This window comes from Variovorax sp. GW821-FHT09D05, from assembly GCF_059416325.1.
Window position 1 is genome coordinate 32297 of the sequence record NZ_JBWKOZ010000012.1, and the last position, 26384, is coordinate 58680.

General features: G+C 66.5%; 26 protein-coding genes. 13 read left to right on the forward strand and 13 right to left on the reverse strand.

Annotated elements, in window-relative coordinates:
• Positions 1-20 precede the first annotated feature (20 nt).
• The 5 genes from AC07O3_RS28700 (at position 21) to AC07O3_RS28720 (ending at position 6790) form a co-directional block, all read left to right on the forward strand.
• Positions 21-1370, forward strand: coding sequence for an efflux RND transporter periplasmic adaptor subunit (locus AC07O3_RS28700; RefSeq protein ID WP_426392301.1), 1350 nt, complete (start codon positions 21-23; stop codon positions 1368-1370).
• Positions 1371-1380: 10 nt separating this feature from the next.
• Entirely contained in the window at positions 1381-4584 is a 3204-nt protein-coding gene (locus AC07O3_RS28705; protein WP_495340920.1) for a CusA/CzcA family heavy metal efflux RND transporter, read from the forward strand.
• Entirely contained in the window at positions 4574-5491 is a 918-nt protein-coding gene (locus AC07O3_RS28710) for a cation diffusion facilitator family transporter (protein ID WP_495340921.1), read from the forward strand. The genes AC07O3_RS28705 and AC07O3_RS28710 overlap by 11 nt, the downstream gene beginning before the upstream one ends.
• Positions 5492-5619: 128 nt before the next feature.
• On the forward strand, positions 5620-6372 hold the full coding sequence (locus AC07O3_RS28715; RefSeq protein WP_495340922.1) for an SDR family oxidoreductase: 753 nt from the start codon (positions 5620-5622) through the stop codon (positions 6370-6372).
• A 10-nt stretch (positions 6373-6382) separates the two neighbouring features.
• Entirely contained in the window at positions 6383-6790 is a 408-nt protein-coding gene (locus tag AC07O3_RS28720; protein WP_373423679.1) for a cupin domain-containing protein, read from the forward strand.
• A 4-nt stretch (positions 6791-6794) separates the two neighbouring features.
• Here the strand turns inward: AC07O3_RS28720 and mog are convergent, their stop codons facing one another.
• Together mog and yjgA are read right to left on the reverse strand one after the other, a co-directional pair.
• Entirely contained in the window at positions 6795-7385 is a 591-nt protein-coding gene (mog, locus tag AC07O3_RS28725; RefSeq protein WP_495340923.1) for a molybdopterin adenylyltransferase, read from the reverse strand.
• Positions 7382-8038: a ribosome biogenesis factor YjgA gene (yjgA, locus tag AC07O3_RS28730; RefSeq protein ID WP_093057887.1), complete on the reverse strand. Its 657-nt coding sequence runs from the start codon at positions 8036-8038 to the stop codon at positions 7382-7384. Before yjgA ends, mog begins: the two co-directional genes overlap by 4 nt.
• A gap of 95 nt (positions 8039-8133) precedes the next feature.
• On the opposite strand from yjgA, the gene pmbA reads away from it, so the two are divergent.
• Positions 8134-9504: a metalloprotease PmbA gene (gene pmbA / locus AC07O3_RS28735; protein ID WP_093079849.1), complete on the forward strand. Its 1371-nt coding sequence runs from the start codon at positions 8134-8136 to the stop codon at positions 9502-9504.
• Between the two features lie 39 nt (positions 9505-9543).
• The gene (locus tag AC07O3_RS28740; protein WP_354337505.1) at positions 9544-10491 is read left to right on the forward strand and encodes a helix-turn-helix domain-containing protein; all 948 of its coding nucleotides are present in this window, start codon (positions 9544-9546) and stop codon (positions 10489-10491) included.
• A 21-nt stretch (positions 10492-10512) separates the two neighbouring features.
• Here the strand turns inward: AC07O3_RS28740 and AC07O3_RS28745 are convergent, their stop codons facing one another.
• Positions 10513-11748, reverse strand: a complete 1236-nt coding sequence (locus AC07O3_RS28745; protein ID WP_495340924.1) for an MFS transporter — start codon at positions 11746-11748, stop codon at positions 10513-10515.
• Positions 11749-11763: 15 nt separating this feature from the next.
• Complete coding sequence (locus AC07O3_RS28750) at positions 11764-12627, reverse strand: alpha/beta fold hydrolase (protein ID WP_495340925.1); 864 nt, start codon at positions 12625-12627, stop codon at positions 11764-11766.
• A gap of 285 nt (positions 12628-12912) precedes the next feature.
• Between AC07O3_RS28750 and AC07O3_RS28755 the strand changes: the two genes are divergently transcribed.
• The 5 genes from AC07O3_RS28755 to AC07O3_RS28775 are packed head-to-tail and all read left to right on the forward strand — an operon-like array spanning position 12913 to position 18149.
• Positions 12913-14193, forward strand: a complete 1281-nt coding sequence (locus AC07O3_RS28755) for an ABC transporter substrate-binding protein (RefSeq protein ID WP_093177672.1) — start codon at positions 12913-12915, stop codon at positions 14191-14193.
• Entirely contained in the window at positions 14193-15074 is an 882-nt protein-coding gene (locus tag AC07O3_RS28760; protein WP_093057883.1) for a carbohydrate ABC transporter permease, read from the forward strand. The genes AC07O3_RS28755 and AC07O3_RS28760 overlap by 1 nt, the downstream gene beginning before the upstream one ends.
• Positions 15071-15919, forward strand: coding sequence for a carbohydrate ABC transporter permease (locus tag AC07O3_RS28765; protein ID WP_495340926.1), 849 nt, complete (start codon positions 15071-15073; stop codon positions 15917-15919). Before AC07O3_RS28760 ends, AC07O3_RS28765 begins: the two co-directional genes overlap by 4 nt.
• Positions 15920-15951: 32 nt before the next feature.
• Positions 15952-17055 (forward strand): ABC transporter ATP-binding protein, encoded by a 1104-nt coding sequence (locus AC07O3_RS28770; protein WP_495340927.1) that lies wholly within the window; start codon positions 15952-15954, stop codon positions 17053-17055.
• Between the two features lie 41 nt (positions 17056-17096).
• Positions 17097-18149: an NAD(P)-dependent alcohol dehydrogenase gene (locus AC07O3_RS28775; protein ID WP_354337500.1), complete on the forward strand. Its 1053-nt coding sequence runs from the start codon at positions 17097-17099 to the stop codon at positions 18147-18149.
• Here the strand turns inward: AC07O3_RS28775 and AC07O3_RS28780 are convergent.
• Positions 18136-19041, reverse strand: coding sequence for a LysR family transcriptional regulator (locus tag AC07O3_RS28780; protein WP_093057881.1), 906 nt, complete (start codon positions 19039-19041; stop codon positions 18136-18138). The two genes, AC07O3_RS28775 and AC07O3_RS28780, sit on opposite strands and share 14 nt — an antisense overlap.
• 102 nt (positions 19042-19143) lie before the next feature.
• Between AC07O3_RS28780 and AC07O3_RS28785 the strand changes: the two genes are divergently transcribed.
• Entirely contained in the window at positions 19144-19899 is a 756-nt protein-coding gene (locus tag AC07O3_RS28785; RefSeq protein ID WP_354337498.1) for a sulfite exporter TauE/SafE family protein, read from the forward strand.
• A 7-nt stretch (positions 19900-19906) separates the two neighbouring features.
• Here AC07O3_RS28785 and AC07O3_RS28790 read toward each other — a convergent pair whose 3' ends face one another.
• From AC07O3_RS28790 to AC07O3_RS28825, 8 genes are all read right to left on the reverse strand, one after another.
• On the reverse strand, positions 19907-20383 hold the full coding sequence (locus tag AC07O3_RS28790) for an NUDIX domain-containing protein (RefSeq protein WP_093080012.1): 477 nt from the start codon (positions 20381-20383) through the stop codon (positions 19907-19909).
• Between the two features lie 2 nt (positions 20384-20385).
• On the reverse strand, positions 20386-20835 hold the full coding sequence (locus tag AC07O3_RS28795; RefSeq protein WP_495340928.1) for a GatB/YqeY domain-containing protein: 450 nt from the start codon (positions 20833-20835) through the stop codon (positions 20386-20388).
• A 110-nt stretch (positions 20836-20945) separates the two neighbouring features.
• Complete coding sequence (gene rpsU, locus AC07O3_RS28800) at positions 20946-21158, reverse strand: 30S ribosomal protein S21 (RefSeq protein WP_007833691.1); 213 nt, start codon at positions 21156-21158, stop codon at positions 20946-20948.
• Positions 21159-21269: 111 nt separating this feature from the next.
• On the reverse strand, positions 21270-22508 hold the full coding sequence (locus AC07O3_RS28805) for a BaiN/RdsA family NAD(P)/FAD-dependent oxidoreductase (protein ID WP_495340929.1): 1239 nt from the start codon (positions 22506-22508) through the stop codon (positions 21270-21272).
• A complete protein-coding gene (locus AC07O3_RS28810) occupies positions 22505-23293 on the reverse strand; it encodes a YaeF family permuted papain-like enzyme (RefSeq protein ID WP_495340930.1) in 789 nt (262 codons plus the stop codon). The genes AC07O3_RS28805 and AC07O3_RS28810 overlap by 4 nt, the downstream gene beginning before the upstream one ends.
• A complete protein-coding gene (locus AC07O3_RS28815) occupies positions 23293-24423 on the reverse strand; it encodes a sterol desaturase family protein (RefSeq protein WP_093057876.1) in 1131 nt (376 codons plus the stop codon). The genes AC07O3_RS28810 and AC07O3_RS28815 overlap by 1 nt, the downstream gene beginning before the upstream one ends.
• Before the next feature lie 64 nt (positions 24424-24487).
• Positions 24488-25378 (reverse strand): ABC transporter permease, encoded by an 891-nt coding sequence (locus AC07O3_RS28820; protein ID WP_093057875.1) that lies wholly within the window; start codon positions 25376-25378, stop codon positions 24488-24490.
• A 75-nt stretch (positions 25379-25453) separates the two neighbouring features.
• The gene (locus AC07O3_RS28825; protein ID WP_307617109.1) at positions 25454-26371 is read right to left on the reverse strand and encodes an ABC transporter permease; all 918 of its coding nucleotides are present in this window, start codon (positions 26369-26371) and stop codon (positions 25454-25456) included.
• Positions 26372-26384 lie beyond the last annotated feature (13 nt).

Here is a 26384-nt window from a genome sequence, read left to right on the forward strand (position 1 = left end):
AGCAAGGAACTCCACACATCATGAACACCGAAGAACGCAAACCTTTCGCCGAGCGCGTCGGCAAGAAGCAATGGATCGCCATCGCGGTTGTCCTGGTGCTGGGCCTCGGCGCGGGCGCGATGATCCTGCGCACATCACCCGCCAAGCCCGAAGCGGCCGGCCATTCGGAAGCTGCCGGGCACGGCGACGGCGAGCATCACGAAGAAGGCGGCAAGCAAGCCAAGGAAGAGGGCAAGGACCACGACCACGATCACGGCGAGGCCAAGGGCCATGCCGACAACGAGCACCACGAGGAAGGCAAGGACAAGGAAAAAGCCGCAACGTCGGAGCACAAGGAAGACGAAGAGAAGATCGCCTTCACCGACGAGCAGGTCAAGGCCGCCGACATGACCATCGAGAGCGCAGGCCCTGCGCGCATCAAGTCGTCGCTGCAACTGCCCGGCGAAATCAAGTTCAACGAGGACCGCACGGCCCACGTGGTGCCGCGCGTGGCGGGCGTGGTCGACAGCGTATCGGCCGACCTCGGCCAGGAGGTCAAGCGCGGCCAGGTGCTGGCGGTGCTTTCGAGCCCTTCGTTGTCGGAGCAACGCAGCGCGCTGCAATCGGCACAGCGCCGGCTGGAGCTGGCCCGTTCCACCTACGAGCGCGAGAAGAAGCTGTGGGAAGAAAAGATATCCCCGCAACAGGACTACCTGCAGGCCCAGCAGGCCATGCAGGAAGCGCAGATCGCGGTGGCCAATGCCAACCAGAAGCTGCTGGCACTCGGTGCCACTCCGGGCTCGTCGGCGCTGGGCCGCTACGAGTTGCGCGCGCCCTTCGACGGCATGGTGGTCGAAAAGCACATCTCGCTCGGCGAATCGGTGGGCGAGGCCGTCAACGTCTTCACCATCTCTGATCTATCGACCGTGTGGGCCGAGATCAGCGTGGCCGCCAACAACCTGAACCTGGTGCGCATCGGCGAGCCGGTGAGCATCCGCTCCAGCGCCTTCGACCAGACCGCGACCGGCAAGGTGTCGTACGTGGGCTCGCTGATCGGCGCGCAGACGCGCACCGCCACCGCGCGTGTCACGCTGACGAACCCGCAGCGCATCTGGCGCCCGGGCCTGTTCGTGAATGTCGAGCTGGTGGCCTCCGAGACGGATGCCCCCGTGACCGTATCGGCCGAAGCGGTGCAGACGGTGGAAGACAAGCCCACCGTGTTCCTGCGCGTGCCCGGCGGCTTCCTGCCGCAGCACGTGCAGACCGGGCGCAGCGACGGCAAGCGCATCGAGATCGTGAGCGGCCTGAAGCCCGGCGCGCCCTATGCGGCCAGCGGCAGCTTCGTCGTGAAGTCGCAGCAGGGCAAGAGCTCGGCCACGCACACCCACTGAGGAAGCCCGCATGTTCGAACGCATCATCCGCTTCTCCATCGAGCAGCGCTGGCTGATCCTGCTTGCCGTGCTCGGCATGGCGGCACTCGGCATCTTCAGCTACCAGAAGCTGCCCATCGACGCCGTGCCCGACATCACCAACGTGCAGGTGCAGATCAACACCGCCGCGCCCGGCTACTCCCCGCTGGAGGCCGAGCAGCGCGTGACCTACCCCATCGAGACCGTCATGGCGGGCTTGCCGGGCCTGCAGCAGACCCGTTCGCTATCGCGCTACGGTCTTTCGCAGGTCACGGTGATCTTCAAGGACGGCACCGACATCTACTTTGCGCGGCAGCTCGTCAATGAGCGCATCCAATCCGCGCGGGAGAGCATGCCCGGCGGCATCTCGCCGGTGATCGGGCCCATCTCGACCGGCCTCGGCGAAATCTACCTCTGGACCGTCGAAGCGGAAGAGGGCGCGAAGAAGGCCGACGGCAAGCCCTATTCGCCCACGGACCTGCGCGAGATCCAGGACTGGATCATCAAGCCGCAGCTGCGCAACGTGGCGGGCGTGACCGAGATCAACTCCATCGGCGGCTATGCCAAGGAGTTCCACATCGCGCCCGACCCGGCCAAGCTGCTGGCCCACGGCCTCACGATGACCGACCTCGTCACCGCGCTGGAACGCAACAACGCCAACGTGGGCGCGGGCTACATCGAGAAGCGAGGCGAGCAGTACCTCATTCGCGCGCCGGGGCAGGTGAAGTCGGCGGAAGACATCGGCAACGTCATCCTCGGCAACGCCAACGGCATTCCGCTGCGCGTGCAGGACGTGGCCGAGGTCGGCATTGGCAAGGAACTGCGCACCGGCGCGGCCACCGACAACGGCCGCGAGGTGGTGCTGGGCACCGTGTTCATGCTGATCGGCGAGAACAGCCGCACCGTGTCGCAGGCGGTCGACAAGAAGATGCAGGAGATCAACCGCACGCTGCCCGCCGGCGTGAAGGCGGTGACGGTGTACGACCGCACCGTGCTGGTCGACAAGGCCATCACCACGGTGAAGAAGAACCTGTTCGAGGGCGCGGTGCTGGTCATCGCGATCCTGTTCCTGTTCCTCGGCAACATCCGCGCGGCGCTGATCACCGCGCTGGTGATTCCGCTGTCGATGCTTTTCACCTTCACCGGTATGGTGAACCAGAAGGTCAGTGCCAACCTCATGAGCCTGGGGGCGCTGGACTTCGGCATCATCATCGACGGGGCGGTGGTGATCGTGGAGAACTGCGTGCGAAGGCTGGCCCATGCACAGGCGCACAAGGGGCGGCCGCTGACGCGCAGCGAGCGTTTCCACGAAGTGTTCGCGGCCTCGCAGGAGGCGCGCCGGCCGCTGCTGTTCGGCCAGCTGATCATCATGATCGTGTACCTGCCGATCTTTGCGCTCACGGGCGTGGAGGGCAAGCTGTTCCACCCGATGGCCTTCACCGTGGTGATTGCGCTGCTGGGCGCGATGATCCTGTCGATCACCTTCATTCCCGCGGCAGTGGCGCTGTTCATCGGCAACAAGGTCAGCGAGAAGGAAAACCGCCTGATGGTGTGGGCCAAGCGCGGCTACGAGCCGCTGCTGGCGCGCGTCATGGCGGCCAAGCCGCTGGTCATTACCCTGGCCGCCGTGGCGGTGGTGCTGTCGGGCCTGCTGGCCACGCGCCTGGGCACGGAGTTCGTGCCGAGCCTGAGCGAAGGCGACTTCGCCATCCAGGCGCTGCGCATTCCGGGCACCAGCCTCACGCAGTCGGTCGAGATGCAGAAGCAACTCGAACGCACGCTGAAGGCGAAGTTTCCGGAGATCGAGCGCGTGTTTGCGCGCACCGGCACAGCGGAGATTGCTTCGGACCCGATGCCGCCGAACATCTCCGACGGCTACATCATGCTCAAGCCCGAGAGTGAGTGGCCCAAGCCTCGTCGCACGCGAGACGAACTCCTTGCAGCTGTGCAGGAAGAAGTCGAGAAGCTGCCGGGCAACAACTACGAGTTCTCGCAGCCCATCCAGCTGCGCTTCAACGAGCTGATCTCGGGCGTGCGCAGCGACGTGGCCGTGAAGATCTTCGGCGACGACATGGACGTGCTGAACAAGACGGCCGCCGAGGTGTCGGGCGTGCTGGGCAAGATCGCCGGCGCGGCCGAGGTGAAGGTCGAGCAGACCACCGGCCTGCCGATGCTCACCGTGAACATCGATCGCAACAAGACCGCGCGCTACGGCCTCAACGTGGGCGACGTGCAGGACGCGATCTCCACCGCGGTAGGCGGGCGCGAGGCGGGCACGCTGTTCGACGGCGACCGTCGCTTCGACATCATCGTGCGCCTGCCCGAGAACCTGCGCACCGACCTCGAAGCCATCAAGCGCCTGCCCGTGGCCCTGCCCAAGGGCGCGGGCGCCGAAGGCCAGCGCACCAGCTTCATCCCGCTGGGCGAGGTGGCCACGCTCGACATCGCGCCTGGCCCCAACCAGGTGAGCCGCGAGGACGGCAAGCGCCGCATCGTGGTGAGCGCCAATGTGCGGGGTCGCGACCTCGGTTCCTTCGTGGCCGAGGCAGAGGAGGCCATGCGCAACGTGAAGATTCCCACCGGCTACTGGACCGTGTGGGGCGGCCAGTACGAGAACCTCGCCTCGGCCACGCAGCGGCTGCAGATCGTGGTGCCGGTGTCGCTGCTGCTGGTGTTCACGCTGCTGTTTGCGATGTTCGGCAACCTCAAGGACGGCCTGCTGGTGTTCACCGGCATTCCGTTCGCGCTCACGGGCGGCATCGTGGCGCTGTGGATGCGCGGCATTCCACTGTCGATATCGGCGGCGGTGGGCTTCATTGCGCTGTCGGGTGTGGCGGTGCTCAACGGGCTGGTGATGATCTCGTTCATCCGCAACCTGCGCGAAGGCGGCCTGCCGCTGGACGCTGCCATACGCGAAGGCGCGCTCACGCGGCTGCGGCCGGTGCTGATGACGGCGCTGGTCGCCTCGCTGGGCTTCGTGCCGATGGCCATTGCCACCGGCACCGGCGCCGAAGTGCAGCGGCCGCTGGCCACGGTGGTGATCGGCGGTATTCTTTCGTCGACCGCGCTGACGCTGCTGGTGCTTCCGCTGCTCTACCGCATTGCGCACCGGCGCGATGAAGAAGAGGAAGAAGTGCAGGAGCAGGTTCATGGCGCGCCACTCGATCCTGCATTGCAAGGCTCCCATGGCACATGAGCATTCACACACTGTAGGCGGCAACGAGAAAGCGCTGCGCTGGGCGCTGCTGCTGACCACGGTCTACCTCGTGGCCGAGGTGGTCGGCGGGCTGGTGTCGGGGAGCCTCGCGCTGCTGTCCGATGCAGCCCACATGTTCACCGACACCGTGGCGCTGGCAATTTCGCTGGCCGCCATCTGGATCGGCAAGCGGCCCGCCGACAGGCGGCGCACCTTCGGCTACTACCGCTTCGAGATCCTGGCGGCGGTGCTGAATGCGGTGCTGCTGTTCTTCGTGGCTATCTACGTGCTGTACGAGGCCTGGCGGCGCATCTCCACGCCGGCCGAGATCCAGTCGACCATGATGCTGCTGGTGGCCGTGGGCGGGCTGGTCGTCAACCTGATCGGCATGCGGCTGCTCGCGGCAGGCAAGGACAAGAGCCTCAACGTGAAGGGCGCGTACCTGGAGGTGTGGGCCGACATGCTGGGCTCGATCGGCGTGATCGTCGGGGCTCTGGTGATCCGCTTCACCGGCTGGGCGTGGGTCGATTCGGTGATCGCGGTCGCCATCGGCCTGTGGGTGCTGCCGCGCACCTGGCGGTTGTTGCGCGAGAGCCTGAACGTGCTGCTCGAAGGCGTGCCTGACGACGTGGACCTGCCCGAGGTCGAGCGTGCGCTGCTGGGCAGCGAAGGCGTCGCCAGCCTGCACGACCTGCATGTATGGGCACTCTCGAGCGGCAAGGTGAGCCTGAGCGTGCACGTGGTGTGCACGCCGGATGTGGATGACATGGCGCCGCTGATGCTGCGGTTGCGTGCCCTGCTGGCCGAGCGCTTCGACATCCACCATTCGACCGTGCAGGTCGAACGCGTGCCTTGCGAACAGGCGGCCGAGAGCCATGGCTTCGGGCCTGCGGTAGCGGCCACCTAGCTGGCTCGATCGGTCGATTCCCGGGATTTTTCGGTCCCGGTGTCACAAACGCCCCCCGCTGGACGTCTTTCTCGCATGGACGTCCACGGGGGGCGTTCTTTTTGACTCCATCCACCGAGGAATCAACCATGAAGATCGTCATCATCGGAGGCTCCGGCCTCATCGGCTCCAAGCTCGCCACGCGCCTGCGCAATGCAGGCCACGAGGTCAACGCCGCGTCGCCCTCGACGGGCGTCAACGCGCTCACCGGCGAAGGCCTGAAGGCCGCGCTGGCGGGCGCCAATGTGGTCGTCGACGTGGCCAACTCGCCCTCGTTCGAGGACGAGCCGGCGCTCCGGTTCTTCGACACCGCTGGGCGCAACCTGCTGGCCGCCGAGGCGGAAGCCGGCGTGACGCATCACATAGCGCTGTCGGTGGTCGGCACCGATCGCCTGCTGGCCAGTGGCTATTTCCGCGCCAAGCAGCGCCAGGAAGAGCTGATCGAGGCCTCGCCCGTGCCCTGGACCATCGTGCAGGCCACGCAGTTCTTCGAATTCGTGGCCGGTATCGCCGACGGGAGCGTGCGGGGCGGCGAAGTCCGGCTGTCGAACGCGCTGATACAGCCGATGGCGGCGGACGACGTTGCGGCCGCGCTCGCCGCCGTGGTGGCCGAGCCGCCCGCGCGGGGCCGGATCGAGATCGCGGGCCCGCAGGCCATGCCGCTCGATGCACTGGTGCGTCGCCTGTTCGCGGCGACCGGCGACAAGCGGCCGGTGGTCACCGATGCCGGGGCGAGCTACTTCGGCGTGCAGCTCGACGACCGGTCGCTGACGCCCGGCAACGCCCCGCGCCTCGGGACGATCCGCTTCGAAGACTGGCTTGCACAGCGTGCGCTGGCCTGAAAGGCAACCCATGACCCGTTTTCAGAAAACCTGCATTTCCCTGGGCCTCGCGTTCGGCACGTTCGTCGCGATGCCCGCCCTGGCGGCCCCCGAAGCCGCCGTGACCATGCTCATGACGAAGGATCTGGCGGACATGCCCGGCAAGGAAGCAGTCACGTTCGTTGTCGACTTTCCGCCAGGCTCAATCGATCCCGTCCACCGCCACGATGCCCACGCCTTCGTGTACGTGCTCGAGGGATCGATCGTGATGGGCGTGAAGGGCAGCAAGGAGGTCACGCTGACCCCCGGCCAGACTTTCTACGAAGGCCCGGCCGACATTCACACGGTCGGCCGCAACGCCAGTGCCACCAAGCCCGCAAAGTTCCTCGTGACGATGGTCAAGGACAAGGGCGTGCCGTTGCTCACGCTGGTCAAGTAGACGCTCAGCGCGGCGGGCGGATGGCCGACTTGGGCCTGAAAGCCTTGCAGACCGTGTCGTCGGTCTCCAGGTACGGCCCGCCGATCAGGTCGATGCAGTAGGGCACCGCCGCGAAGATGCCCGGCACGACCTGCATGCCCTCGGTGTCCTTCAGCCCTTCGAGCGTTTCCGCAATCGACTTCGGTTGGCCCGGCAGGTTGATGATCAGGCTCTTGTCGCGGATCACCGCCACCTGCCGCGACAGGATCGCCGTCGGCACGAAGCGCAGGCTGATCTGTCGCATCTGCTCGCCGAAGCCGGGCATTTCCTTGTGGGCCACGGCCAGCGTGGCCTCGGGCGTCACGTCGCGCAGGGCGGGGCCTGTGCCGCCGGTGGTCAGCACCAGCGAGCAGCCGGCGTCGACCAGTTCGATCAGCGTGGCGCTGATGCGGTCGGCCTCGTCGGGGATCAGCCGGGGTTCGAATTCGATGGGGTTCTTCAGCGCCCGGCCAAGCCACTCTTTCAGCGAGGGCAGGCCCTTGTCTTCGTAGGTGCCGCTGGAGGCACGGTCGCTGACCGAGACGATGCCGATGCGGACCGGGTCGAACGAACTCATGCGTCCTCTTCCCGGTCTTGGGCGGCGGCCGCTGCCGCGTGGTCGGCTCCGCCGTGCACCGCCAGTTGGGCACGCACCAGCTGGAAGATCTCGCGGTAGGCCTTGCCCTGGCGCGGCGCTTCGCCGGCCGGGCCGGTCTTCATGTCCTTGCGGGCCTGGCGCACCAGGGCGCGCAGCTGCTGGGAATCGGTGGCGGGGTGGGTTTCTATCCAGCCGCCGAGGGCGTCGTCGTCGGCAATCAGCCGGTCGCGCCAGCGCTCGGCCTCGTGCAGGGCGGCGGTTTCAGCGGCCGGCGCGATGCTTTGCTCGGACAGGGCTTGTTTAACGGCCTCCAGCACCTCGGGCTCGAGCTTGCGCATGAGCTTGCCGATGAACTGCATCTGGCGGCGCTTGCCCTCGAAATTGGTGATGCGCTTGGCCTCGGCGATGGCGTCGACCAGTTTTTCGTCGAGCTGGAGCGTATCGAACAGGCCGGCGCGCAGCGTGAGCAGCTCGGTGCCTAGCTTCTGCAGCTCGTCGCTTTCGCGCTTGAGGTCGGTACGGCTGGCTTCGTCGGTGCCCTTGAGCTCGCGCTTGAGCTCAAGGTCGAGTTCGCTGCCTTCGGCAACGAATTGGCCACGGACGAAATAGCCTTTTTTGGGTTTGCGGGACATGGAGTGGATTCTGGGCCGCACCGTGCGGCGTTGCAACGCGGTGGGAAGCTGGGGAGAAAACGTGAAACAGGGGGCGCAAGTATCATAGCCACCACATGACGACATCCTCCTCGCGCGCCGATTCCGGCTTCGCCTACAGCCGCTCCTTCTTCGAAAACCTGGTCGACACCGCCTTGGCGCATGCCAAAAAGCTCGGTGCCACCGACGCCGGGGCCGAGGCCTCCGAGGGCTGCGGCCTGAGCGTGTCGGTGCGCAAGGGCGAACTCGAGAACGTCGAGCGCAACCGCGACAAGTCGCTGGGCATCACGGTCTACGTGGGCCACCGCCGCGGCAATGCCAGCACCTCCGACTTCTCCGAAGGGGCCATCAAGCAGACCGTTCAGGCGGCCTACGACATCGCCCGCTTTACGGCCGAAGACCCCGTCAGCGGCCTGCCGGACGAGGAAGACATCGCCAAGGTGCACCCCGAACTCGACCTGTTCCACCCCTGGGACGTGACGAGCGAACAGGCCGCCAAGCTGGCGCTGGAGTGCGAAGAAGCGGCCCTGTCGACCGACAAGCGCATCACCAACAGCGAGGGCGCGGGCGTCTCGGCTCAGCAGAGCCACTTCTTCAGCGCCCACACGCACGGTTTCCGTGGTGGCTACGCCAGCTCGCGGCATTCCATTTCGGTGGCGCCCATCGCCGGCAAGGGCGACGACATGCAGCGCGACGCCTGGTACAGCTCCATGCGCTCGGCCGATGAACTGGCCAGCCCGCAGGCCGTGGGCCGCTACGCCGCCGAACGGGCGCTCAGCCGCCTGAAGTCGCGCAAGATCAAGACCACCGAATGCCCGGTGCTGTTCGAGTCGCCGCTGGCCGTGGGCCTGCTGGGCGGGCTGGTGCAGGCTGTGAGCGGCGGGTCGCTGTACCGCAAGAGCAGCTTTCTGCTCGATTCGCTGGGCAAGCCCGTGTTGCCCAAGCACGTCGATGTGGCCGAAGACCCGCACGTGCTGCGCGGCAAGGGCAGCTCGCCCTTCGACGACGAAGGCGTGACCACCCGGGCGCGCAAGGTGGTCGATGCCGGCCGCCTTGAAGGCTACTTTCTCTCGACCTACTCGGCCCGCAAGCTGGGCATGAAGACCACCGGCAATGCCGGCGGCTCGCACAACCTGACGCTGAGCTCGCGCCTGACCAAGCACACCGACGACCTCGACGCCATGCTCGCCAAGCTGGGCACCGGCCTGTTCGTGATCGAGCTGATGGGCCAGGGCGTGAACTACGTGACCGGCGACTACTCGCGCGGCGCCAGCGGCTTCTGGGTCGAGAAGGGCAAGATCGCCTTCCCGGTGCAGGAGATCACCATCGCCGGCAACCTCAAAGACATGCTCATGGGCATCGAGGCCATCGGGGCCGATGCCTACACCTTCGGCGCCAAGACCACGGGATCGGTCCTGGTGAACCGGATGAAGATCGCCGGCAGCTGAGAAAGCACCGCCGGCCACCGCGCGAAGGCTCACAGAACCATGAGACACAACGCAGCGCGCAAGCCGGAACTCGAGCACGAACTGCTGCGCGACCCGAGGCTCGGCTTCGAGCCGGCGGGCGGCAGCTCGGTGCGCTGCCTGCAGCACGGCGTGCCCTGGCCCTTCGACTGCTGGCACTACCACGACGAATACGAGCTGCAGTGCATCAACCGCAGCAGCGGTGACGCCTTCGTCGGCGACCACATCGGCCGCTTCGAGCCCGGCTACGTGGCCCTGGTGGGCGCCCGGCTGCCCCATACCTGGATTTCGCACGACGTGCCGCCCGAGGGCATAGCCGAGCGCAGCATGGTCATCCACTTTCGCGACGAGCCGCTGCGCAAGGGCACCGACCTGTTCCCGGAGCTGAAGGCGGTGCTGCCGATGCTCGACCGCGCAAAGCTCGGCATCGAGTTCTTCGGCATCCACGCGCTGGTGCGCGAACGCTTCCTGCGCGTGCAGGCGCAGGAGGGCATGGCCCGGCTGGCGGAGTTCATCGGCCTGCTGCACGAGCTGGCCCGCTGGCCCGACTGGCGCCAGATTTCGAACACCACAGGCACGGCGAGCGAAGACCCGAGCGCCAACACCCGCATGCGCCGCGTGCTCGACTACCTCGATCAGCACCTGACCGAAGAGCTGTCGCTGCCGGCCGTGTGCGCCGTGGCCAACATGGCCGAAAGCAGCTTCTCGCGCTACTTCCACAAGCACATGGGCGCCACCTTCACCGACTTCGTCACTCGGCTGCGCATCGCCAAGGCCTGCGAGATGCTGCAGACCTCCGACCGGCTTGTGAGCGACATCTGCTACGAGGTGGGCTTCGCGAACCTCGCGAACTTCAACCGGCGCTTCCTGCAGCTCAAGGGCATGACCCCCTCGGCCTACCGCCAGCAGGCGCAGGACCGCTTCGGCCTGCGCACCGCGCAGAACACGCCGCTCGCCACCACGGCCTGAGCTTCCCGGTGCTGAAGCTCATCAGGGGCTGGCATCCTGCGGCGTCAGGTGCCGGGTCATGGCCCAGAACGCCAGTGCCAGGCCGCTGGTGAGGGCCCCGGCCAGGCAGACGATGTTCCAGCCGCCGTGTGCATACAGCATCGTCGAGACGATCGATCCGGTGGCGGAGCCGATGGAATAGAAGATCATGTAGCCGGCGGTCAGGCGGCTCTGGGCTTCCGGGCGCACGCGGTAGATCAGGCTCTGGTTGGCGACGTGCACCGACTGCAGGCCGAAGTCGATCGTGACGACGCCGACCACCATCGCCCAGATGGACCACGGCAGCATGGCGATGAGCGCCCAAGACAGCAGCATCACCGACAGCCCGATGCCGGTAGTGCGCTGTGCGCGGCCCCGGTCCGCCTGGCGGCCCGCGCGCGCAGCGCCCATGGCGCCGGCCGCGCCCGCCAGGCCGAACAGGCCCACCTGCGTGTGCGACAGCGAGAACGGCGCCGCCGTCAGCGGCAGCACCATCGGCGTCAGCAGCATCGTGATGGCCATGAAGATCAGCATCGCGAGCACCGCACGGATGCGCAGCACAGGCTCTTCGGCGAAGAGCGTGAACACCGACCGGATCAGCTGCAGGTACGAAATGCGCACCGAGGGCAGTGCGCGTCGCGGGAGCGCCTTCCACAACAGGCCGGAGACGACCAGCGTGGCCGCGGCCGACACCAAATACACCGAGCGCCAGCCGACAAGATCGGACAGCGTGCCCGACACCGCCCGCGCCAGCAGGATGCCGACGATGATGCCGCTGGTGACGATGCCGACCACGCGGCCGCGCTCGCCCGGCGGGGCCATGAGTGCGGCGTAGGCGACCAGCACCTGCGTCACGACGGCCAGCAGGCCCACGGCGGCCATCGCCGGCAACAGGACCGCCGCGCTGGGCGCCAGCGCAACGCAGAGCAGGGCGATCACCGACAGCAACGATTGCCCCACGATCAACTGCCGCCGGTCGATCAGGTCGCCCAGCGGAACGACCAGCAGCAGCCCCAGGCCGTAGCCGACCTGGGTGATGGTGATCACGATGCCGACCGTGGCGGGGCGGATGCCGAAGGTGGCCGCCAGCGTGTCCAGCAGCGGCTGGGCGTAGTAGACGTTGGCCACGGCCAGCCCGCAGGCGACTGCGAACAGCAGCGCCATCGCGGCTGTTATCTGTGGCGTGGCAGTCCGTGTCTGCGCATCACGGGCCGCGGCCGCATCGATGTTCAATTGCATGGCGATGCCCTGCCGTCAGGCACGCAGGGCGTCGTGGAAGCGCTCGATGTGGGCGGCGATCGTTTCGCCCAGTTCTTCGAGCGCGAAATGGCCGGTGTCGAGCAGCTTGAAATCGATCTGCCGTAGGTCGCGCTGGTAGGGATACGCGCCCGACGGTGGAAAGATCACGTCGTTGGCGCCCCATACGACCAGCGTCGGCGGCTGGTGCTGGCGGAAGTAGGCCTGCCAAGCCGGGTAATGCGAGAGATTGCGGCCGTAGTCGTGCAGCAGGGCCGCCATTGCGTCTTTGTTGCCGGGACGGGCCAGCAGGGCGCGTTGCAGCAGCCAGCTGTCGGGGTTGATGCGCGCCGCGTCTTTCACGCCGTGGGTGTAGTTCCATTCCAGGGCTGCGTCCGACATGGCGGCTTCGCGGATCCTGGCGTAGTTGGCCGGCGACGGGTCCCTCCACAGCTCGCGGGCCAGGCCCCAGAAATCGTCCGGCAGGCCTTCTTCGTAGGCGTTGGCGTTCTGCACGACCAGGAAGCTCACTCTTTCGGGGTGGCGGCTGGCCAGCCGGAATCCCACCGGGCCGCCGAAGTCCTGCATGTAGAGGCCGTAGTGCTTCAGGCCGAGTTGTTCCGTGAACTTCTCGACGACGTCGGCGAGGCGATCGAAGGTGTAGCTGAACTCGACGACCGATGGTGCATCGCTGTGGCCGAAGCCGGGGTAGTCGGGTGCGATGACGTGGAAGCGATGGGCCAGCCGTTCGATCAGCTCCCGGTACATGAAGGAGGAGGCCGGAAAGCCATGCAGCAGGAGCAGGGGCGGCAGCGCCGGGTCTCCCGCCTCGCGGTAGAAGATGTTCAGGCCGTCGATGGTGGCGGTGCGGTAGTGGGTCATGGCGGATTCCGGAAAGGGGTGGATTGGGGCGATTGGCGATCGGCCGGTCGCTGCACGTTCTGCTTTCGGCGTTCTCGGTTTCAAAACAAAACCACGCGAATTCTATCTATCTGGTTTTACATTGCAACCGATTGGCGATTTCGCACACCACCCCCGGCAAAACCCCAAGCCCGCTGGTCATCGAAGTACCAGTCCACCGGCGCGCGTGTACGCAGCGCCGGCCCACGGCTGCATACGCTTCGTCCCTCTCGCAAGCCCTTCACAAACAAGACCAGGAGACGAACGATGACGAACCGAGCCACGCGCTGCATCAAGGCCGGCGCACTGTTGCTGGCGGCATTGGCCGCAGCGGGCCATGCGCAGGCGCAGCAGGCCTGCAAGGACGATGTGCGCGTGCTGTCCCAGCCGCGCGACGGACTGACCCTGCTGGAAAAGTACAAGGACGAGTTCAAGGCGCTGAGCGGCGCGTCGTTCAGCATCGACAACCTCAACGAGAACGACCGCCGCACCAAGACCCGCGCCGACGCCTCGACCGTCGGCAAGTACAACGTGTACTACGTCGACGAGGCCAACGTGCCGCTGTTCGCCCAGTCGAAGTGGATCGTGCCGCTTGCCAGGTACTACCCGGCCGACTACGACTACGCCGACTTCGACCCCGGCCGCCAGAAGGTCGCCACCTTCGACGGCCAGGCCTGGTTTGCGCCGCTCACCGGTGGCGGCGACTTGCTGGTCTACCGAAAGGACCTGCTCGAGAAGGCCGGCATCAAGCCGCCCACCACGCTCGAGGAATTCGCCGAAGCCGCGAAGAAGCTCAACGACCCGGCCCACGGCATCTACGGCGTGGCCCTGCGCGGCCAGCGCGGTTCGGGTGCCAACGTGTGGCGCTGGATGCCGTTCTTCCGCGGCTACGGCGGCCAGTGGTTCGATGGCGACAAGCCCGTGTTCGATTCGCCCGCCGCGGTGAAGGCCACGCAGACCTACCTCGACCTGTTCAAGTACTCGGCGCCCGGCACCAAGACCGGCGGCTGGGACGAGGCCACCGGCGCCTTCCTCGCGGGCAAGGTGGCGATGCTGATCGAGTCGACCCCGCTGGCCGGCAACGCGCTCGACCCCAAGATGTCGACCGTGATCGGCAAGGTTGCCTACCTGCCGCCGCCCACGCCGCTGACCGGCGGCGGCTACGGCCACGGGCTGGCCATCGGGGCCAAGGCCAACAAGACCGAGGAGGCGAAGAAGTGCGCGGGCCTGTTCGTCGCCTGGGCCACTTCCAAGCAGCAGGAGCAGCGCCGCCTCGCCGAAGGCCAGTTCGGCGAGCTCAACCGCACCAGCGTGCTGGGCAGCCCCGAGTTCGCCAAGCGCTACGGCGCCGACCTCGGCAAGGCGCTGGCCGACACCGGCAAGCTCACGGCCGTGAACTTCTGGCAGGACGCCGCCTGGCCCGATCTCGGCGACCGCTGGGGGATCATTCTCGAAGAGCTGATCACCGGCTCGCGCACCGACATCAAGGCCGGCCTCGACGAGCTCGACGCCTACGCGAAGCAACTGATCGCACGGCGCAAGAAGTGATGGCCGCCAGGGAGAAACGAAAAAAGACAAGGCTGCCGGTCGTCTTCATCGGGCCGGGCCTGCTGGTGCTCGCGGTGCTGGCGCTGGTGCCGACGCTGTTCGCGATCGGCATCTCCTTGCAAGACCGCGAGCTCGGGCAGGCCGATTCCAGCTGGGTCTGGCTGTCGAACTACATCCAGCTGTTTTCCGACCGGCGCTTTCTCAACTCCGTGCGGGTGTCGCTGGTGTGGGAGGTGCTGACGGTCAGCGCGACCATGGGGCTCGCGGTGCTGCTGGGTGTGCTGCTGTTCCAGTGCACCACCGCGCGCTGGCGCAACGTGTTGTCGATGCTGTTCATCGTGCCCGTGCTGCTGCCGCGCGTGTCGGCCGCCTTCGTGTGGAAGTTCGCCTTTCATCCGCTGTTCGGACTGCTGACGTATCCGTACAAGGCGATCACCGGCGAACCGCTGGACCTGCTGGCCAGCCCGCTCACGGCGCTGATGACGGTGGCGTTCGTGGACGTGTGGCAGTGGGGGCTGTTCTTCGCGGTCATCGTGCTGAAGCTGCTCGAGACGCTGCCGCCACAGCCCTTCGAGGCCGCGCGCATGGACCATGCGAAGACCTGGGAGGTGTATGCGTACGTCGCGCTGCCGATGCTGAAGGCGCCGCTCATCAGCCTGACGTTCGTGAAGATGGTCGAGTCGCTGCGTGCCTTCGACCTGATCTACGTGATGACGCGTGGCGGGCCCGGCATCTCCACCGAGACGCTGGACATGTACGCCTTCTCGCAGGGCTTCATCGAGTCTGGGCGTATCTCGTACGCGTCGAGCATGGCTGTGCTGATGATGGTCGCCTCGACCGTGGCGTTCACCTACATCTGGAAATGGACGCGACCGAAATGAGCGCTTTGCCAAAAAAGAAACCCCCGTTCTCCCCAAGCACGCTGCTAGCCCGGCTGGTGCTGGTCGCCGCAGGGCTCTCCGCACTGGTGCCGGTGTTCTGGACCTTTCTCAACTCGTTCAAGAACCGGGTGGACATCGTCTCGGCAGTGCCGAAGATCTTCTTTACGCCGACACTGGAGAACTACGTCTACGTGCTGAGCCGCGAGGCCGTGGCGCAGGGGCTGCTCAATTCCATCGTGGTGGTGGGCGCGGCAGTGATTGCCGGCGCGGTGCTCGGGCTGCCGGCTGCCTATGCGCTCGCCCGCTATCCGCTGCGCTGGGCTGACGACATCCAGTTCTTCGTGCTGTCGATGCGCTTCCTGCCGCCCGTGGCCGTGGCCATTCCGCTCATGGTGATCTGGCTGCAGCTGGAGTTGTACGACACGCGCTTCGCGCTGATCGTCACCTACACGCTGCTCACGCTCTCGACCGTGATCTGGCTCGCCATACCCGCCTTCAAGGCGGTGCCGAAAGAGGTGGAAGAGGCGGGTCGCGTCGACGGCTACGGCCCCTACGCGATCTTCTTCAAGGTGGCGCTGCCGATTGCCGCGCGCTCGCTGGTCGGCGCCATCGCCTTCGGCTTCGTGCTGGTGTGGAACGAGTTTCTCATTGCGCTGATGCTCACCACTTCGGACGCGAAGACGCTGCCCATCGTTGCCTCGGAGCTGAGCCAGCTCGGGCGTGACGTGCCGTGGGGCATCTTGAATGCCTCGGTCATCCTGCTGTCGCTGCCACCGCTCTTGATGGTCGGCGTGCTCAGCGGCTTCCTCAACGCCGCCTTCAAGCGCAAGCGCGACGCAGCATGAGCCAGATCATTTCCTTTCCCTCGAAGAACAACATGTCCGCAATCAGCTGTCACAACATCATCAAGCGCTATGGCGACACGCAGGTCGTGCACCAGTTCGACCTCGACGTGTCGGACAACGAGTTTGTCGTGTTCCTGGGCCCCTCGGGCTGCGGCAAGTCGACCATCCTGCGCATGCTCGCAGGGCTGGAAGATATTTCCGACGGCGACCTGCTGATCGGCGGCCAGCGCGTGAACGACTTGCCGCCGCAGGAGCGCGGCATTGCCATGGTGTTCCAGAACTACGCGCTCTATCCGCACATGAGCGTGCGCGACAACATCGCGTTCGGCCTCAAGCGCCTGAAGGTGCCCAAAGCCGAGATCGATGCGCGCATCAAGGAGGTGTCGGACACACTGGGCCTGGAGCGGTACCTGCAGCGCAGGCCCACCGAGCTGTCGGGTGGCCAGCAGCAGCGCGTGGCGATTGCGCGCGCCATGATCAAGACGCCCAAGGTGTTCCTGTTCGACGAACCGCTGTCCAACCTCGACGCCAAGCTGCGCAACCACATGCGCATCGAGATAGCCCGGCTGCACCAGGCGCTGAAGACCACCACCGTGTACGTCACGCACGACCAGCACGAGGCCATGACGCTGGCCGACCGCATCGTGCTGCTGCGCGACGGGCGCATCGAGCAGGTCGGCTCGCCGCGCGAGATCTTCGAGCGGCCTCGCTCGGCCTTCGTGGCCGGCTTCATCGGTACGCCGCCGATGAATCTGGTCGAGATGATGGTGCGTGACGCCGATGGCTACTTCGAGCTGGCGGGCCGCGAGGGCACCGTGCTTGTGGACGCGCGCCGCTTTGCACTCGAAGGCCGCGAGCGCGTGACGCTGGGCGTGCGGCCCGCGCACCTGCAGGTCGACACGCAAGGCGGTCGCGGAGGGGGCTTTGCCGGCGAGGTGCAGCTCATCGAGTACCTCGGCAACGAGGTGCTGGTGAGCTTCGGGCAGGGCGAGAGCGAAATCGCCGCGCTGATGCCCTCGGCCCAATGCCCGCGGCTGCGCGATGCGGTGCGTTTCGTGGCCGATCCGTTGCAGGTGCACCTGTTCGACATCGACACCGGTGCCTCGCTGCTGCGCACCGACACCCCTTTGCATTGACGCACTGACACACCCAAACACCCCTTCAAGGACGCAAAGAAATGAAAGCACTGGTTCTGGAAAAAGCGCACGAGCTCAGGCTGCGCGACGTAGACCTTCCCCTGGACATGGGGCCGCGCGACGTGAAGATCCGCATGCACACCGTGGGCGTGTGCGGCAGCGACGTCCACTACTACCAGCACGGCGGCATTGGCCCCTATGTGGTGGAAGATCCAATGATCTTGGGCCACGAAGCCTCGGGAGTGGTGGCAGAGGTGGGGGCGGAAGTCACGCACCTGAAGCCCGGCGACCGCGTATGCATGGAGCCCGGCATTCCGCAGATGGACTCGCGCGCCACGCTCGAAGGCATCTACAACCTCGACCCTGCCGTGCGTTTCTGGGCGACGCCGCCGATCCACGGCTGTCTTACGCCCTTCGTGGTGCACCCGGCGGCCTTCACCTTCCGCCTGCCCGACAACGTGAGCTTCGGCGAGGGCGCCATCGTCGAGCCGCTGGCCATCGGCCTGCAGGCCGCGAAGAAGGCGGCGCTGAAGCCGGGCGACGTAGCGGTGGTCATCGGCGCGGGCACCATCGGCGCGATGACGGCGCTGGCTGCACTTGCGGGCGGCGCGGCGCGCGTGATCCTCGCGGACCTCGTGCCCGAGAAGCTGGCGCTGTTTGCGGACAACCCGGCCGTCACCACGGTCGATGTGCGCAACACCAAGCTCGCCGACACCGTGAAGTCGCTGACCGACGGCTGGGGCGCCAACGTGGTGTTCGAAGCCAGCGGCAGCGCGCGCGCCTTCGACGACATCTTCGAGCTGCTGTGCCCCGGCGGCTGCCTCGTGATGGTGGGCATACCCGCTGGCAAGGTTGCCTTCGACATCGTGGCCATTCAGGCGAAGGAAGTGCGCATCGAGTCGGTGTTCCGCTACGCCAACATCTTCCCGCGCGCGCTGGCGCTGATCGCGTCGGGCCAGGTCGACGTGAAGCCCTTCATCTCGCGCACCTTCGCGTTCGAAGATGGCATCGAGGCCTTCGAGGAAGCCGCGGCGGGGCGCGCAACCGACGTGAAGATCCAGATCGAGTTTGGGGAGCCCGTCACTTCCTCGTAGCTTCTTCCGGAGGCGCGATCAGGTGCTCGAGCATGCGCCGGGCGTTGAGCGGCAGGTCTTCCGACGAGCGCACGCAAGCCATCAGCGTGCGCTCGGCCCATTTGTCGGCGAGCGAGGCGCGCGCGATCTTCATCGAGCGGGCGCAACGTTCGGCCGCGGTCTGCGGCACGATGCCGACGCCAATGCCGTACTCGACCATGCGGCACACGGCCTCGAAGTTGCGCACCCGCACCCGGTAAGCCAGGTGTTTGCCTAGCGCACGCACATGCTGGGTGATCAGCAGCTGCAGCGCGCTGTCCGCGGGCAGGCCCACGAATTCGCTGTCGACCACATCGGCCAGCTGCAGGCGCCGGCGTCCGGCAAGGGCGTGGCCGCGTGGCATCACGAGCACGAGGTCGTCGCGGCGGAAGGGGTGGCATTCGAGGCCTTCGCTGTCGATGGCGTCCGAGACGATGCCGATGTCGCACAGGCCGGCGCGCAGCGCGTCCACCGTGTCGGGGCTGGGGCGTTCCTCGAGGTCGACCGAGATGCGTGGATGCTCGGCGAGAAAGCGGCTCAGCACCTCGGGCAGGTGCTCGGTCAGCGCCGAAGTGCCGCACATGAAGCGCACGTGTCCCTTGAGGCCCTGGCCGTATTCGCCGAGTTCGCCGCGCAGCCGCTCCATCTGCTGCAGCACGACGCGCGCGTGGTGCAGCAGCGTGCGGCCGGCCTCGGTGGGGCGCACGCCCTGCGCGTGGCGGGTGAGCAGCGGGCTGCCGAGCGCGTCTTCCATGCCGCGCACGCGCTGGCTGGCGGAGGCCAGCGTCATGTGCGAGCGCCCGGCGCCTCCGGTGAGGCTGCCGGCTTCGACGACGTTGAGGAAGAGCCGCAGGTCGGTGAGATCGAATCGCATGGTTCGGCGGAGTGTGCACCAGGAGCCTCAGCCGCAGCCTGAGGCTACCTCTGCGAATGCCCGATTTCCAGAGGCCGGCTTCGTCGGCAGAGTCGTGTCCCGATGACGCATTCGATCGACACAACGAGTTTCTGGGCCGCCGCCGCGGCGGTGTACCTGCTGGCCGGGGTGATCAAGGGCGTGGTCGGCCTCGGGCTGCCGACGGTGTCGATGGCGCTGCTCGCGCTGTGGATGTCGCCGGTACAGGCCGCGGCGCTGCTGATCGTGCCGTCGCTCGTCACCAACATCTGGCAGACCGGGCCGCGCGCGACCCTCATGCCGGTGCTGCGGCGCATCGGCGGCATGCAGGTGGGGGTGGTGATCGGCACGCTGGGCGGGGCGCTGTGGCTGGGCGTGCCGGCGGGGGCCTGGGCTTCGTTCGCGCTCGGGGTGGCGCTGGTCGTCTACGCGGTCTGGGGGCTGACCGGGCGGCAGCTTCACGTGACCGACGCGCAGGCGCGCTGGATGGGGCCGCTGGTGGGCATCGTCACGGGGCTGGTGACGGCGGTGACCGGGGTGTTCGCGGTGCCGGCGGTGCCGTACCTGCAGGCGCTGGGGTTCCAGCGCGATTCGCTGATCCAGGCGATGGGGATCTCGTTCACCACCTCGACGGTGGTGCTGGCCATCGGGCTGGTCGGGAACGGGGGCTACCCGATGTCGGCGATGGGCGGGTCGATCGCGATGCTGGTGCCGGCCATCGGCGGCATGGTGCTCGGGACCTGGCTGCGGCAGCGGCTTTCGGTGGCGGTGTTCAAGCGCTGCTTCCTGATCGGGCTGGCGCTGCTGGGGCTTTACATGGCCGCGCGCGCCGGGCTGTGAGCCGAAGTCAGGCTGCCAGCAGCAGGGCAGCGCGAACGCGCTCGATGGTCTGGCGGTAGGGCAGGGCGAAGTCATCGAGTGCATCGCCCGCTTCGAGCCAGCGGAACGCGAACACCAGGCCTTCCTCTTCAGGGCTGCCCGTGGCCATGTGCGTGAAGGTTTCAGGCAGGGCGCCTTGGGCGCGCATCAGGAACAGGTGCCACAGCTGCGGGTGGCGGTGCGTGTTGCCTTCGACGCCGGCTTCGCATTCGCGGTGCAGCGTGCCCAGCGATTGCAGCGGGCCGGTGTAGTCGAGGCCCGATTCCTCGAGCAGCTCGCGGCGCACCGCCACTTCAGGCGATTCGCCGGGCTCGATGGTGCCCTTGGGCAGCTGCATGTTGCCATCCTCGGGATGGCGGAACACCAGCAGCCGGCCCCGCGCGTCAACCATGCAGGCGCAGGCCTTGGGGATCGTGGCGGAGGGGCTGCTGCCGGTGCTGTTCATCATCAGGCGCCCGTCAGAGCGGCCTTGACCGCTGCGCTGACCTGGCCCATGTCGGCCTTGCCGGCGAGGCGGGTCTTGACCACGCCCATCACCTTGCCCATGTCGCCGGGGCCGCTGGCGCCCAGCTCGGCCACGATGGCCTTCACGGTGGCCACCGTTTCATCGGCGCTCATGCGTTGGGGCAGATAGGCCTCCAGCACCTTGATCTCGGCAGCTTCCTTGTCGGCCAGATCGGGGCGGCCACCGGTGGTGAAGGCCGCGATCGAGTCCTTGCGCTGCTTGACCATCTTGTCGACGATGGCGACGACCATGGTGTCGTCGAGTTCCACGCGCTCGTCGACTTCCTTTTGCTTCAGGGCCGCGAGCAGCAGGCGGATGGTGGCCAGGCGCTCGGAGTCCTTGGCGCGCATCGCCGTCTTCATGTCTTCGGTGATTTGTTCTTTGAGAGTCATTCGGCAACCTTTCGGAAAAAACAAAAGCCGCGGCAGGTTTCCCTGGCGCGGCTGAGGCAACGGGGCGGCGGTGCTGACTTTCGTCTGGAGCCGGCCGCCCTGGGTGTTGCTTAGTACAGCTTCTTGGGCAGCTGCATGCTGCGCACGCGCTTGTAGTGGCGCTTGACCGCGGCGGCCTTCTTGCGCTTGCGCTCGGCGGTCGGCTTTTCGTAGAACTCGCGGGCGCGCAGGTCGGTCAGCAGGCCGAGCTTTTCGATGGTGCGCTTGAAACGGCGCAGTGCGACGTCGAAGGGCTCGTTTTCTTTAACGCGGATGGTGGTCATTGATGAATCGTTGAAATGAATTTGGCCTGGAGAGATCGAGGCCCCAAGCCGGGGTTCCTCAACTGAAAACTTTTTGCGGCCGTTGAGGGGAGGCCAAGAGTTAGCCCGCGATTATAGCGCGGTTGCGCACGCGTGGGCGCTCGCCCAGGCCCATTGGAAGTTGTATCCGCCCAACCAGCCGGTCACATCGACCACTTCGCCGATGAAATACAGGCCCGGCTGCTTCGATTCCATGGTCTGGGACGACAGGTCGCGGGTGTCGACACCGCCGGCCGTGACCTCGGCTTTTTTGTAACCTTCGGTGCCGCTGGGGGTGATCTGCCAGCGGGCGATGCGCTCCGACAGGGCCGCCAGCGCCTTGTCCGCAGCTTCGTTGACGGGGCGCTGCAGCGCCGGATCCTGCCCGACCCAGGCGTCGGCCAGCCGGGAGGGCACCAGCGTGGCCAGTTCGTTGGCGATGCGTTTCTTCGAGCGCAGCTTGGCTTCGCCCAGCGCCTCTGCCACGTTCACGCCGGGCGCGAAATCCAGCGTGAGCGGGGTGCCGGGCTTCCAGTAGCTCGAAATCTGCAGCACCGCCGGGCCCGACAGGCCTCGGTGGGTGAAGAGCAGGTCCTCGAGGAAGGCCATTTTTTCCTTCTTCGCCCCGGTCTCGATGCGCACCGGCAGCGCCAGGCCGGCCAGTTCGGCATACGGCGCCCAGCCTTCGCCGCCGAAGGTCAGCGGCACCAGTGCCGGACGGGGCATGACCAGGCGCAGGCCGAACTGCTCCGCAAGGCGGTAGCCAAAGTCGCTGGCACCGATCTGCGGGATCGACAGGCCGCCCGTGGCCACCACGATCTTCGGCGTTTCGATCAGCCCGCGATCGCTCTCGATTTGATAGCTGCCAGCACCCGATCCATCGGCGTCAGCGCCAGAAAACGCAATCTTCCCGACCTTGCACGGCTGCCACCGCTCCACCCCACCCGCCGCGCATTCCGCCAGCAGCATGTCGACGATCTGCTGCGACGAGCCGTCGCAGAACAGCTGCCCCTTGTGCTTCTCGTGGAAGGCGATGCCGTGCTTCTGCACCAGCTCGATGAACTGCTGCGGCGCATAGCGCGACAGCGCCGAGCGGCAGAAATTCGGGTTGTCGCCGATGAAGTGGCGCTGCGGTGCGCGCACGTCGAGGTCGCGGTTCGTGAAATTGGCCCGCCCGCCGCCTGAGATGCGGATCTTCTCGCCCACCTTTTCGCTGTGGTCCACCACCAGCACCCTGAGCCCGCGCTGGCCCGCCACGCCGGCGCAGAACAGCCCGGCAGCCCCGGCGCCGATCACGACGACGTCGAAGCGCGATGAAGCTGCCGCGCTCAAGGGCCGTCTGCCGCGAGCAGCGGCGGCGGGTTGTATTTCAGGTGGCCCACGTAGCGCAGCGGCTGCGTGGCGGCAATGGAAGGCACGTCGCCCTCGCGCATGTGCAGCAGGTCGGACGGGCTCACCCAGCGCGGGTCGGCGCTGGTGATCGGCAGGCCAGCCTGTTTGTAGGCCTCGAGCACGAACTGCGAGCAGAAGAACTGGTCGTCGCGGCTCGCACCCAGCTGCACCATCGCCATGCCGCTCACGCAGTAGCTGCTGACCGCGCTTGGCACCAGCGGCAGTTCGCACAGGCGCCGGTTCAGCACGAAAGGCGCGTTCAGCAGCACGCCCACGGTGTTGTAGCGCGCGCCGACCTGCGACAGCGCCCATTCGCGCATGCGCCCGGCACCGGCTTCGTCGACGCCCGGCACGCGAAAGGCCACCACCATCTGCTCTTCATCGACCAGATCGGCCAGCGGCCGCGCGCGCACGCCGGTGCCCACGGCTTCGGCGATCTGGCCGTCGCCGAGGTACAGCACCGCGTGGCTCACCGGCGAGAAGGTGCCCAGCCGGATGCCGAAGGAGTTCACCGTGGCGATGGAGGTCAGCAGGATGTCGCCGGGCTCCAGCGCATCGGCCGCGATGAGTTCGCCGCCGTTGCCCGGCGCGATGACCGAGCTCTGCACCCGCAGGCGCAAGCCGGCATCCTTGGTCGGCAGGTCGATGCGGGTGGCGCAGGCCGTGAGCAGCAGGGCTGCGCCCGCGGCAACGACGACCGCGGCGGTCTTGAACGCGGCGCGCATCAGCCCTTCCAGATGAACGGAAACTTCAGCTGCTTGAAGAAGCCGTTGGGCACGTAGTCGCCCAGCACGCCGTATTTTTCGGGCCAGAGCTTGGTGCTCTTCACCGCGGTGCCGAAGATGTAGTCGAGGAAGGCGTAGTGCGCCGCGTAGTTCTTGTCGAGTGCTTCCTGGTCCTGGCTGTGGTGCCAGTGGTGGAAGTTGGGCGTCACGATCAGGTAGCGCAGCGGACCGAGCCGCACGCTCACGTTGCAATGGTTGAACACCGCCTGGAAGCCCACCACCACGATGTAGGCGTCGATCACGTCCTTGCTGAAGCCCAGCACATAGATGGGCGCCAGCACCAGCGTGCGCGTGATCAGCAGCTCCAGGATGTGCTGGCGCGAGCCCGCCATCCAGTCCATGCTCTTCACGCTGTGGTGCACCGCGTGCAGGCGCCACAGCACCGGCACCTCGTGGTAGGCGCGGTGGGTCCAGTACTGCACGAGGTCGGCCACCAGAACGATCAGCAGCAGCCCCGCCCAGAACGGCAGGTTGCCCACCCAACCGCGAATGCCGTCATTGGCGGCCCAGCCGAAGAGCTTGTGCACCATCAGGTTGGTGGCCAGCAGCACGAAGCCCACGATCATGTGGTTCACCACGAAGTGATGGAAGTCGGTCTGCCACTCTTCGCGGAACACGGGCTGGTCTTTGCGCAGCGCAAAGAGTTTCTCGATGAAGATGAAGATCAGCGACGAGCCCAGCAGGTCGAGGATGAACCAGTCGAGCCCGATGTACGGCGTGTTGTCCGCGAAGTCGTGCACCGGCACCTTGTGCCCGCCGAGCAGCGCCGACGCCACCACCAGCAGGAACGCCGCCGACGAGAGCCAGCGCGAGCGGTTGAAGATGATGTTGACCAGCGACAGCCCACCCGAAATGACCAGCGCCGCCAGCAGGATGTAGCGCATCACGTCGACGTTGTAGCTCTTGCGCAGCTCGGGCGTGGTGAGGTACTGCGGAAAGTGGAAGGCCAGCACGCCGAGGAAGCACAGGATGGCCAGGCTCAGCGCGATGGTGCCTGTGACCAGCCCTTGGCCACGGCGCAGTTCGCCGTGGTTATGGGTGAATTCGTTGAGTTTGTCGATGTCCAGCATGCCCGCCTCTCTCGCTTGTACTTTGTGTTGGAGCGCGATTTTAGAGGCGGCTGTAGGAAAAATCTCACCTGGGCCGCACAGCCCTGCGGCGCAGCAGCGCGGCCGAGCCCAGCGCCACGGCCATCACGAGCAGCGACACGACGGTGGTCACCGTGCCCAGCGCATAGATCGACGGCGTGGTGACGGTCGAGGTGAGGCCCTGCAGCTCGAGCGGCAGCGTGTTGACGTCGCCGATGGCCTGCGAGGTGCGGGCGATCTCGTCCCACGACAGCGTGAAGCCGAACATGCCGATGCCCACGATCGACGGGCCGATCAGCGGCAGCACCACGAAGCGGAAGGTCTGCCACGGCGTGGCGCCGAGGTCGCGTGCGGCTTCCTCGTAGGCGGGGTTGAAGCGGTTGAACACCGCGAACATGATGAGCAGGCCGAAGGGCAGGGTCCAGGTCAGGTGCGCGCCGAGGGCTGAGCTGAACAGCCCCAGCGCGGTGCCGTAGCCTTCGAGCAGCGTGGTCGCGTCCATCGCCGTCAGCACGCTCTTGATGCCCGTGTCGATCAGCCGGAACTGCAGGCCGATGCCGAGCGAGATGATGATCGACGGCATGATGAGGCTGGCCACCGTAACGAAGAACAGGGCGTTGCTGCCCGCGAGCTTCTTGCGGAACGCCAGGCCTGCCAGCACCGACAGCACGACAGTGAAGGCCATCACCACCGCGCCCAGCGCGAGCGAGCGCCTGAAGGCCGCGCCGATGTCCACTGTGCCCAGCCCTTCAGCCAGCTTGTAGAACCAGTGCAGCGAGACGCCGCGCAGTGGAAACGTCAGGCCGCCTTCGGGGCCCTGGAAGCTGAGCACGAAGATCGTGATCATCGGGCCGTAGAGGAACAGCACGAACAGGGCGAAGACCGTGGCGAGAGGCCAGAAGCCGGGGCTGCGTTGTTCGCCTATGCGTTGGCTCATTTGTATTTTTCCTTCAGGGCGTGAGCGCGCCCCGAACGACGCACCCCAAACAGAACGGAAGAATCCAGGGTCACCCTAGAGCTCCTTTCGAATGTCGACCAGCCGTGTCAGCCCCCAGATGATCATCAGCACCACCGCCAGCAGGATCATCGCGTTGGCCGCAGCCAGCGGAAACTGCAGGTACGAGGTCTGCACCTGGATGATCTTGCCGATGGAGGCGATCTGCTGGCCGCCCATCACGCCGATGGTGACGAAGTCGCCCATCACGATGGTGATGACGAAGATCGAGCCGATCAGGATGCCGGTGCGCGACAGCGGCACCACCACGTTCCACAGCGTTTGCCAGCCCGAGGCGCCCGCGTCGCTGGCTGCTTCGAGCAGCGAGCGGTCGATGCGCATCATGCTGTTGAAGATCGGCACGATCATGAACATCGTGTAGAGGTGCACGAAGGCCAGCACCACCGAGAAATCGGAGAACAGCAGCCACTCCACAGGCTGGTTCACGAGGCCCAGGCCCATGAGCGCCTGGTTGACCAGCCCGTTGCGTCCCAAGAGCGGCACCCACGAGATCATGCGGATCACGTTCGAAGTCCAGAAGGGCACCGTGCACAGCACGAACAGCACCGTCTGCATGGTCGACGAGCGCACGTGGAACGCCAGGAAGTACGCAACCGAAAAGCCGATCAGCAGCGTGATGCCCCACACCAGCACGCAGAACTTGAACGTGCTCAGGTAGGTGTTGAGCGTGACGCACAGGTCGCCGTTATCGGTGAGGCGCGAGCAGCCCTCGAACAGGCTCAGGTAGTTGCGCAGCGTGACCGCAGGGATCAGCTCGTATTCGTTGAAATTCCACAGGCTGACCATCGCGACCAGCGCCAGCGGAACCAGGAAGAACAGCAGGAACACCAGCGCGAACGGCGCCGCCTGCCACCATGCTTTCACAGCATGGACGGGCGTGGTGGCGACGGACGCGCTGGTCGAAGGAGCGCTCACAGGCTCAGGTCGA

What these genes read in the sequence shown, in the direction of transcription:
- AC07O3_RS28815 (WP_093057876.1), bottom strand. Translation starts at nt 24,423, where the DNA reads ATGCTGGACATCGACAAACTCAACGAATTCACCCATAACCACGGCGAA.
- AC07O3_RS28700 (WP_426392301.1), top strand. Translation starts at nt 21, where the DNA reads ATGAACACCGAAGAACGCAAACCTTTCGCCGAGCGCGTCGGCAAGAAG.
- AC07O3_RS28780 (WP_093057881.1), bottom strand. Translation starts at nt 19,041, where the DNA reads ATGCGATTCGATCTCACCGACCTGCGGCTCTTCCTCAACGTCGTCGAA.
- AC07O3_RS28765 (WP_495340926.1), top strand. Translation starts at nt 15,071, where the DNA reads ATGAGCGCTTTGCCAAAAAAGAAACCCCCGTTCTCCCCAAGCACGCTG.
- pmbA (WP_093079849.1), top strand. Translation starts at nt 8,134, where the DNA reads ATGACGACATCCTCCTCGCGCGCCGATTCCGGCTTCGCCTACAGCCGC.
- AC07O3_RS28795 (WP_495340928.1), bottom strand. Translation starts at nt 20,835, where the DNA reads ATGACTCTCAAAGAACAAATCACCGAAGACATGAAGACGGCGATGCGC.
- AC07O3_RS28755 (WP_093177672.1), top strand. Translation starts at nt 12,913, where the DNA reads ATGACGAACCGAGCCACGCGCTGCATCAAGGCCGGCGCACTGTTGCTG.
- AC07O3_RS28750 (WP_495340925.1), bottom strand. Translation starts at nt 12,627, where the DNA reads ATGACCCACTACCGCACCGCCACCATCGACGGCCTGAACATCTTCTAC.
- AC07O3_RS28720 (WP_373423679.1), top strand. Translation starts at nt 6,383, where the DNA reads ATGACCCGTTTTCAGAAAACCTGCATTTCCCTGGGCCTCGCGTTCGGC.
- AC07O3_RS28785 (WP_354337498.1), top strand. Translation starts at nt 19,144, where the DNA reads ATGACGCATTCGATCGACACAACGAGTTTCTGGGCCGCCGCCGCGGCG.
- AC07O3_RS28705 (WP_495340920.1), top strand. Translation starts at nt 1,381, where the DNA reads ATGTTCGAACGCATCATCCGCTTCTCCATCGAGCAGCGCTGGCTGATC.
- AC07O3_RS28710 (WP_495340921.1), top strand. Translation starts at nt 4,574, where the DNA reads ATGGCACATGAGCATTCACACACTGTAGGCGGCAACGAGAAAGCGCTG.
- yjgA (WP_093057887.1), bottom strand. Translation starts at nt 8,038, where the DNA reads ATGTCCCGCAAACCCAAAAAAGGCTATTTCGTCCGTGGCCAATTCGTT.
- mog (WP_495340923.1), bottom strand. Translation starts at nt 7,385, where the DNA reads ATGAGTTCGTTCGACCCGGTCCGCATCGGCATCGTCTCGGTCAGCGAC.
- AC07O3_RS28760 (WP_093057883.1), top strand. Translation starts at nt 14,193, where the DNA reads ATGGCCGCCAGGGAGAAACGAAAAAAGACAAGGCTGCCGGTCGTCTTC.
- AC07O3_RS28715 (WP_495340922.1), top strand. Translation starts at nt 5,620, where the DNA reads ATGAAGATCGTCATCATCGGAGGCTCCGGCCTCATCGGCTCCAAGCTC.
- AC07O3_RS28820 (WP_093057875.1), bottom strand. Translation starts at nt 25,378, where the DNA reads ATGAGCCAACGCATAGGCGAACAACGCAGCCCCGGCTTCTGGCCTCTC.
- AC07O3_RS28740 (WP_354337505.1), top strand. Translation starts at nt 9,544, where the DNA reads ATGAGACACAACGCAGCGCGCAAGCCGGAACTCGAGCACGAACTGCTG.
- AC07O3_RS28790 (WP_093080012.1), bottom strand. Translation starts at nt 20,383, where the DNA reads ATGAACAGCACCGGCAGCAGCCCCTCCGCCACGATCCCCAAGGCCTGC.
- AC07O3_RS28810 (WP_495340930.1), bottom strand. Translation starts at nt 23,293, where the DNA reads ATGCGCGCCGCGTTCAAGACCGCCGCGGTCGTCGTTGCCGCGGGCGCA.
- AC07O3_RS28775 (WP_354337500.1), top strand. Translation starts at nt 17,097, where the DNA reads ATGAAAGCACTGGTTCTGGAAAAAGCGCACGAGCTCAGGCTGCGCGAC.
- rpsU (WP_007833691.1), bottom strand. Translation starts at nt 21,158, where the DNA reads ATGACCACCATCCGCGTTAAAGAAAACGAGCCCTTCGACGTCGCACTG.
- AC07O3_RS28745 (WP_495340924.1), bottom strand. Translation starts at nt 11,748, where the DNA reads ATGCAATTGAACATCGATGCGGCCGCGGCCCGTGATGCGCAGACACGG.
- AC07O3_RS28770 (WP_495340927.1), top strand. Translation starts at nt 15,952, where the DNA reads ATGTCCGCAATCAGCTGTCACAACATCATCAAGCGCTATGGCGACACG.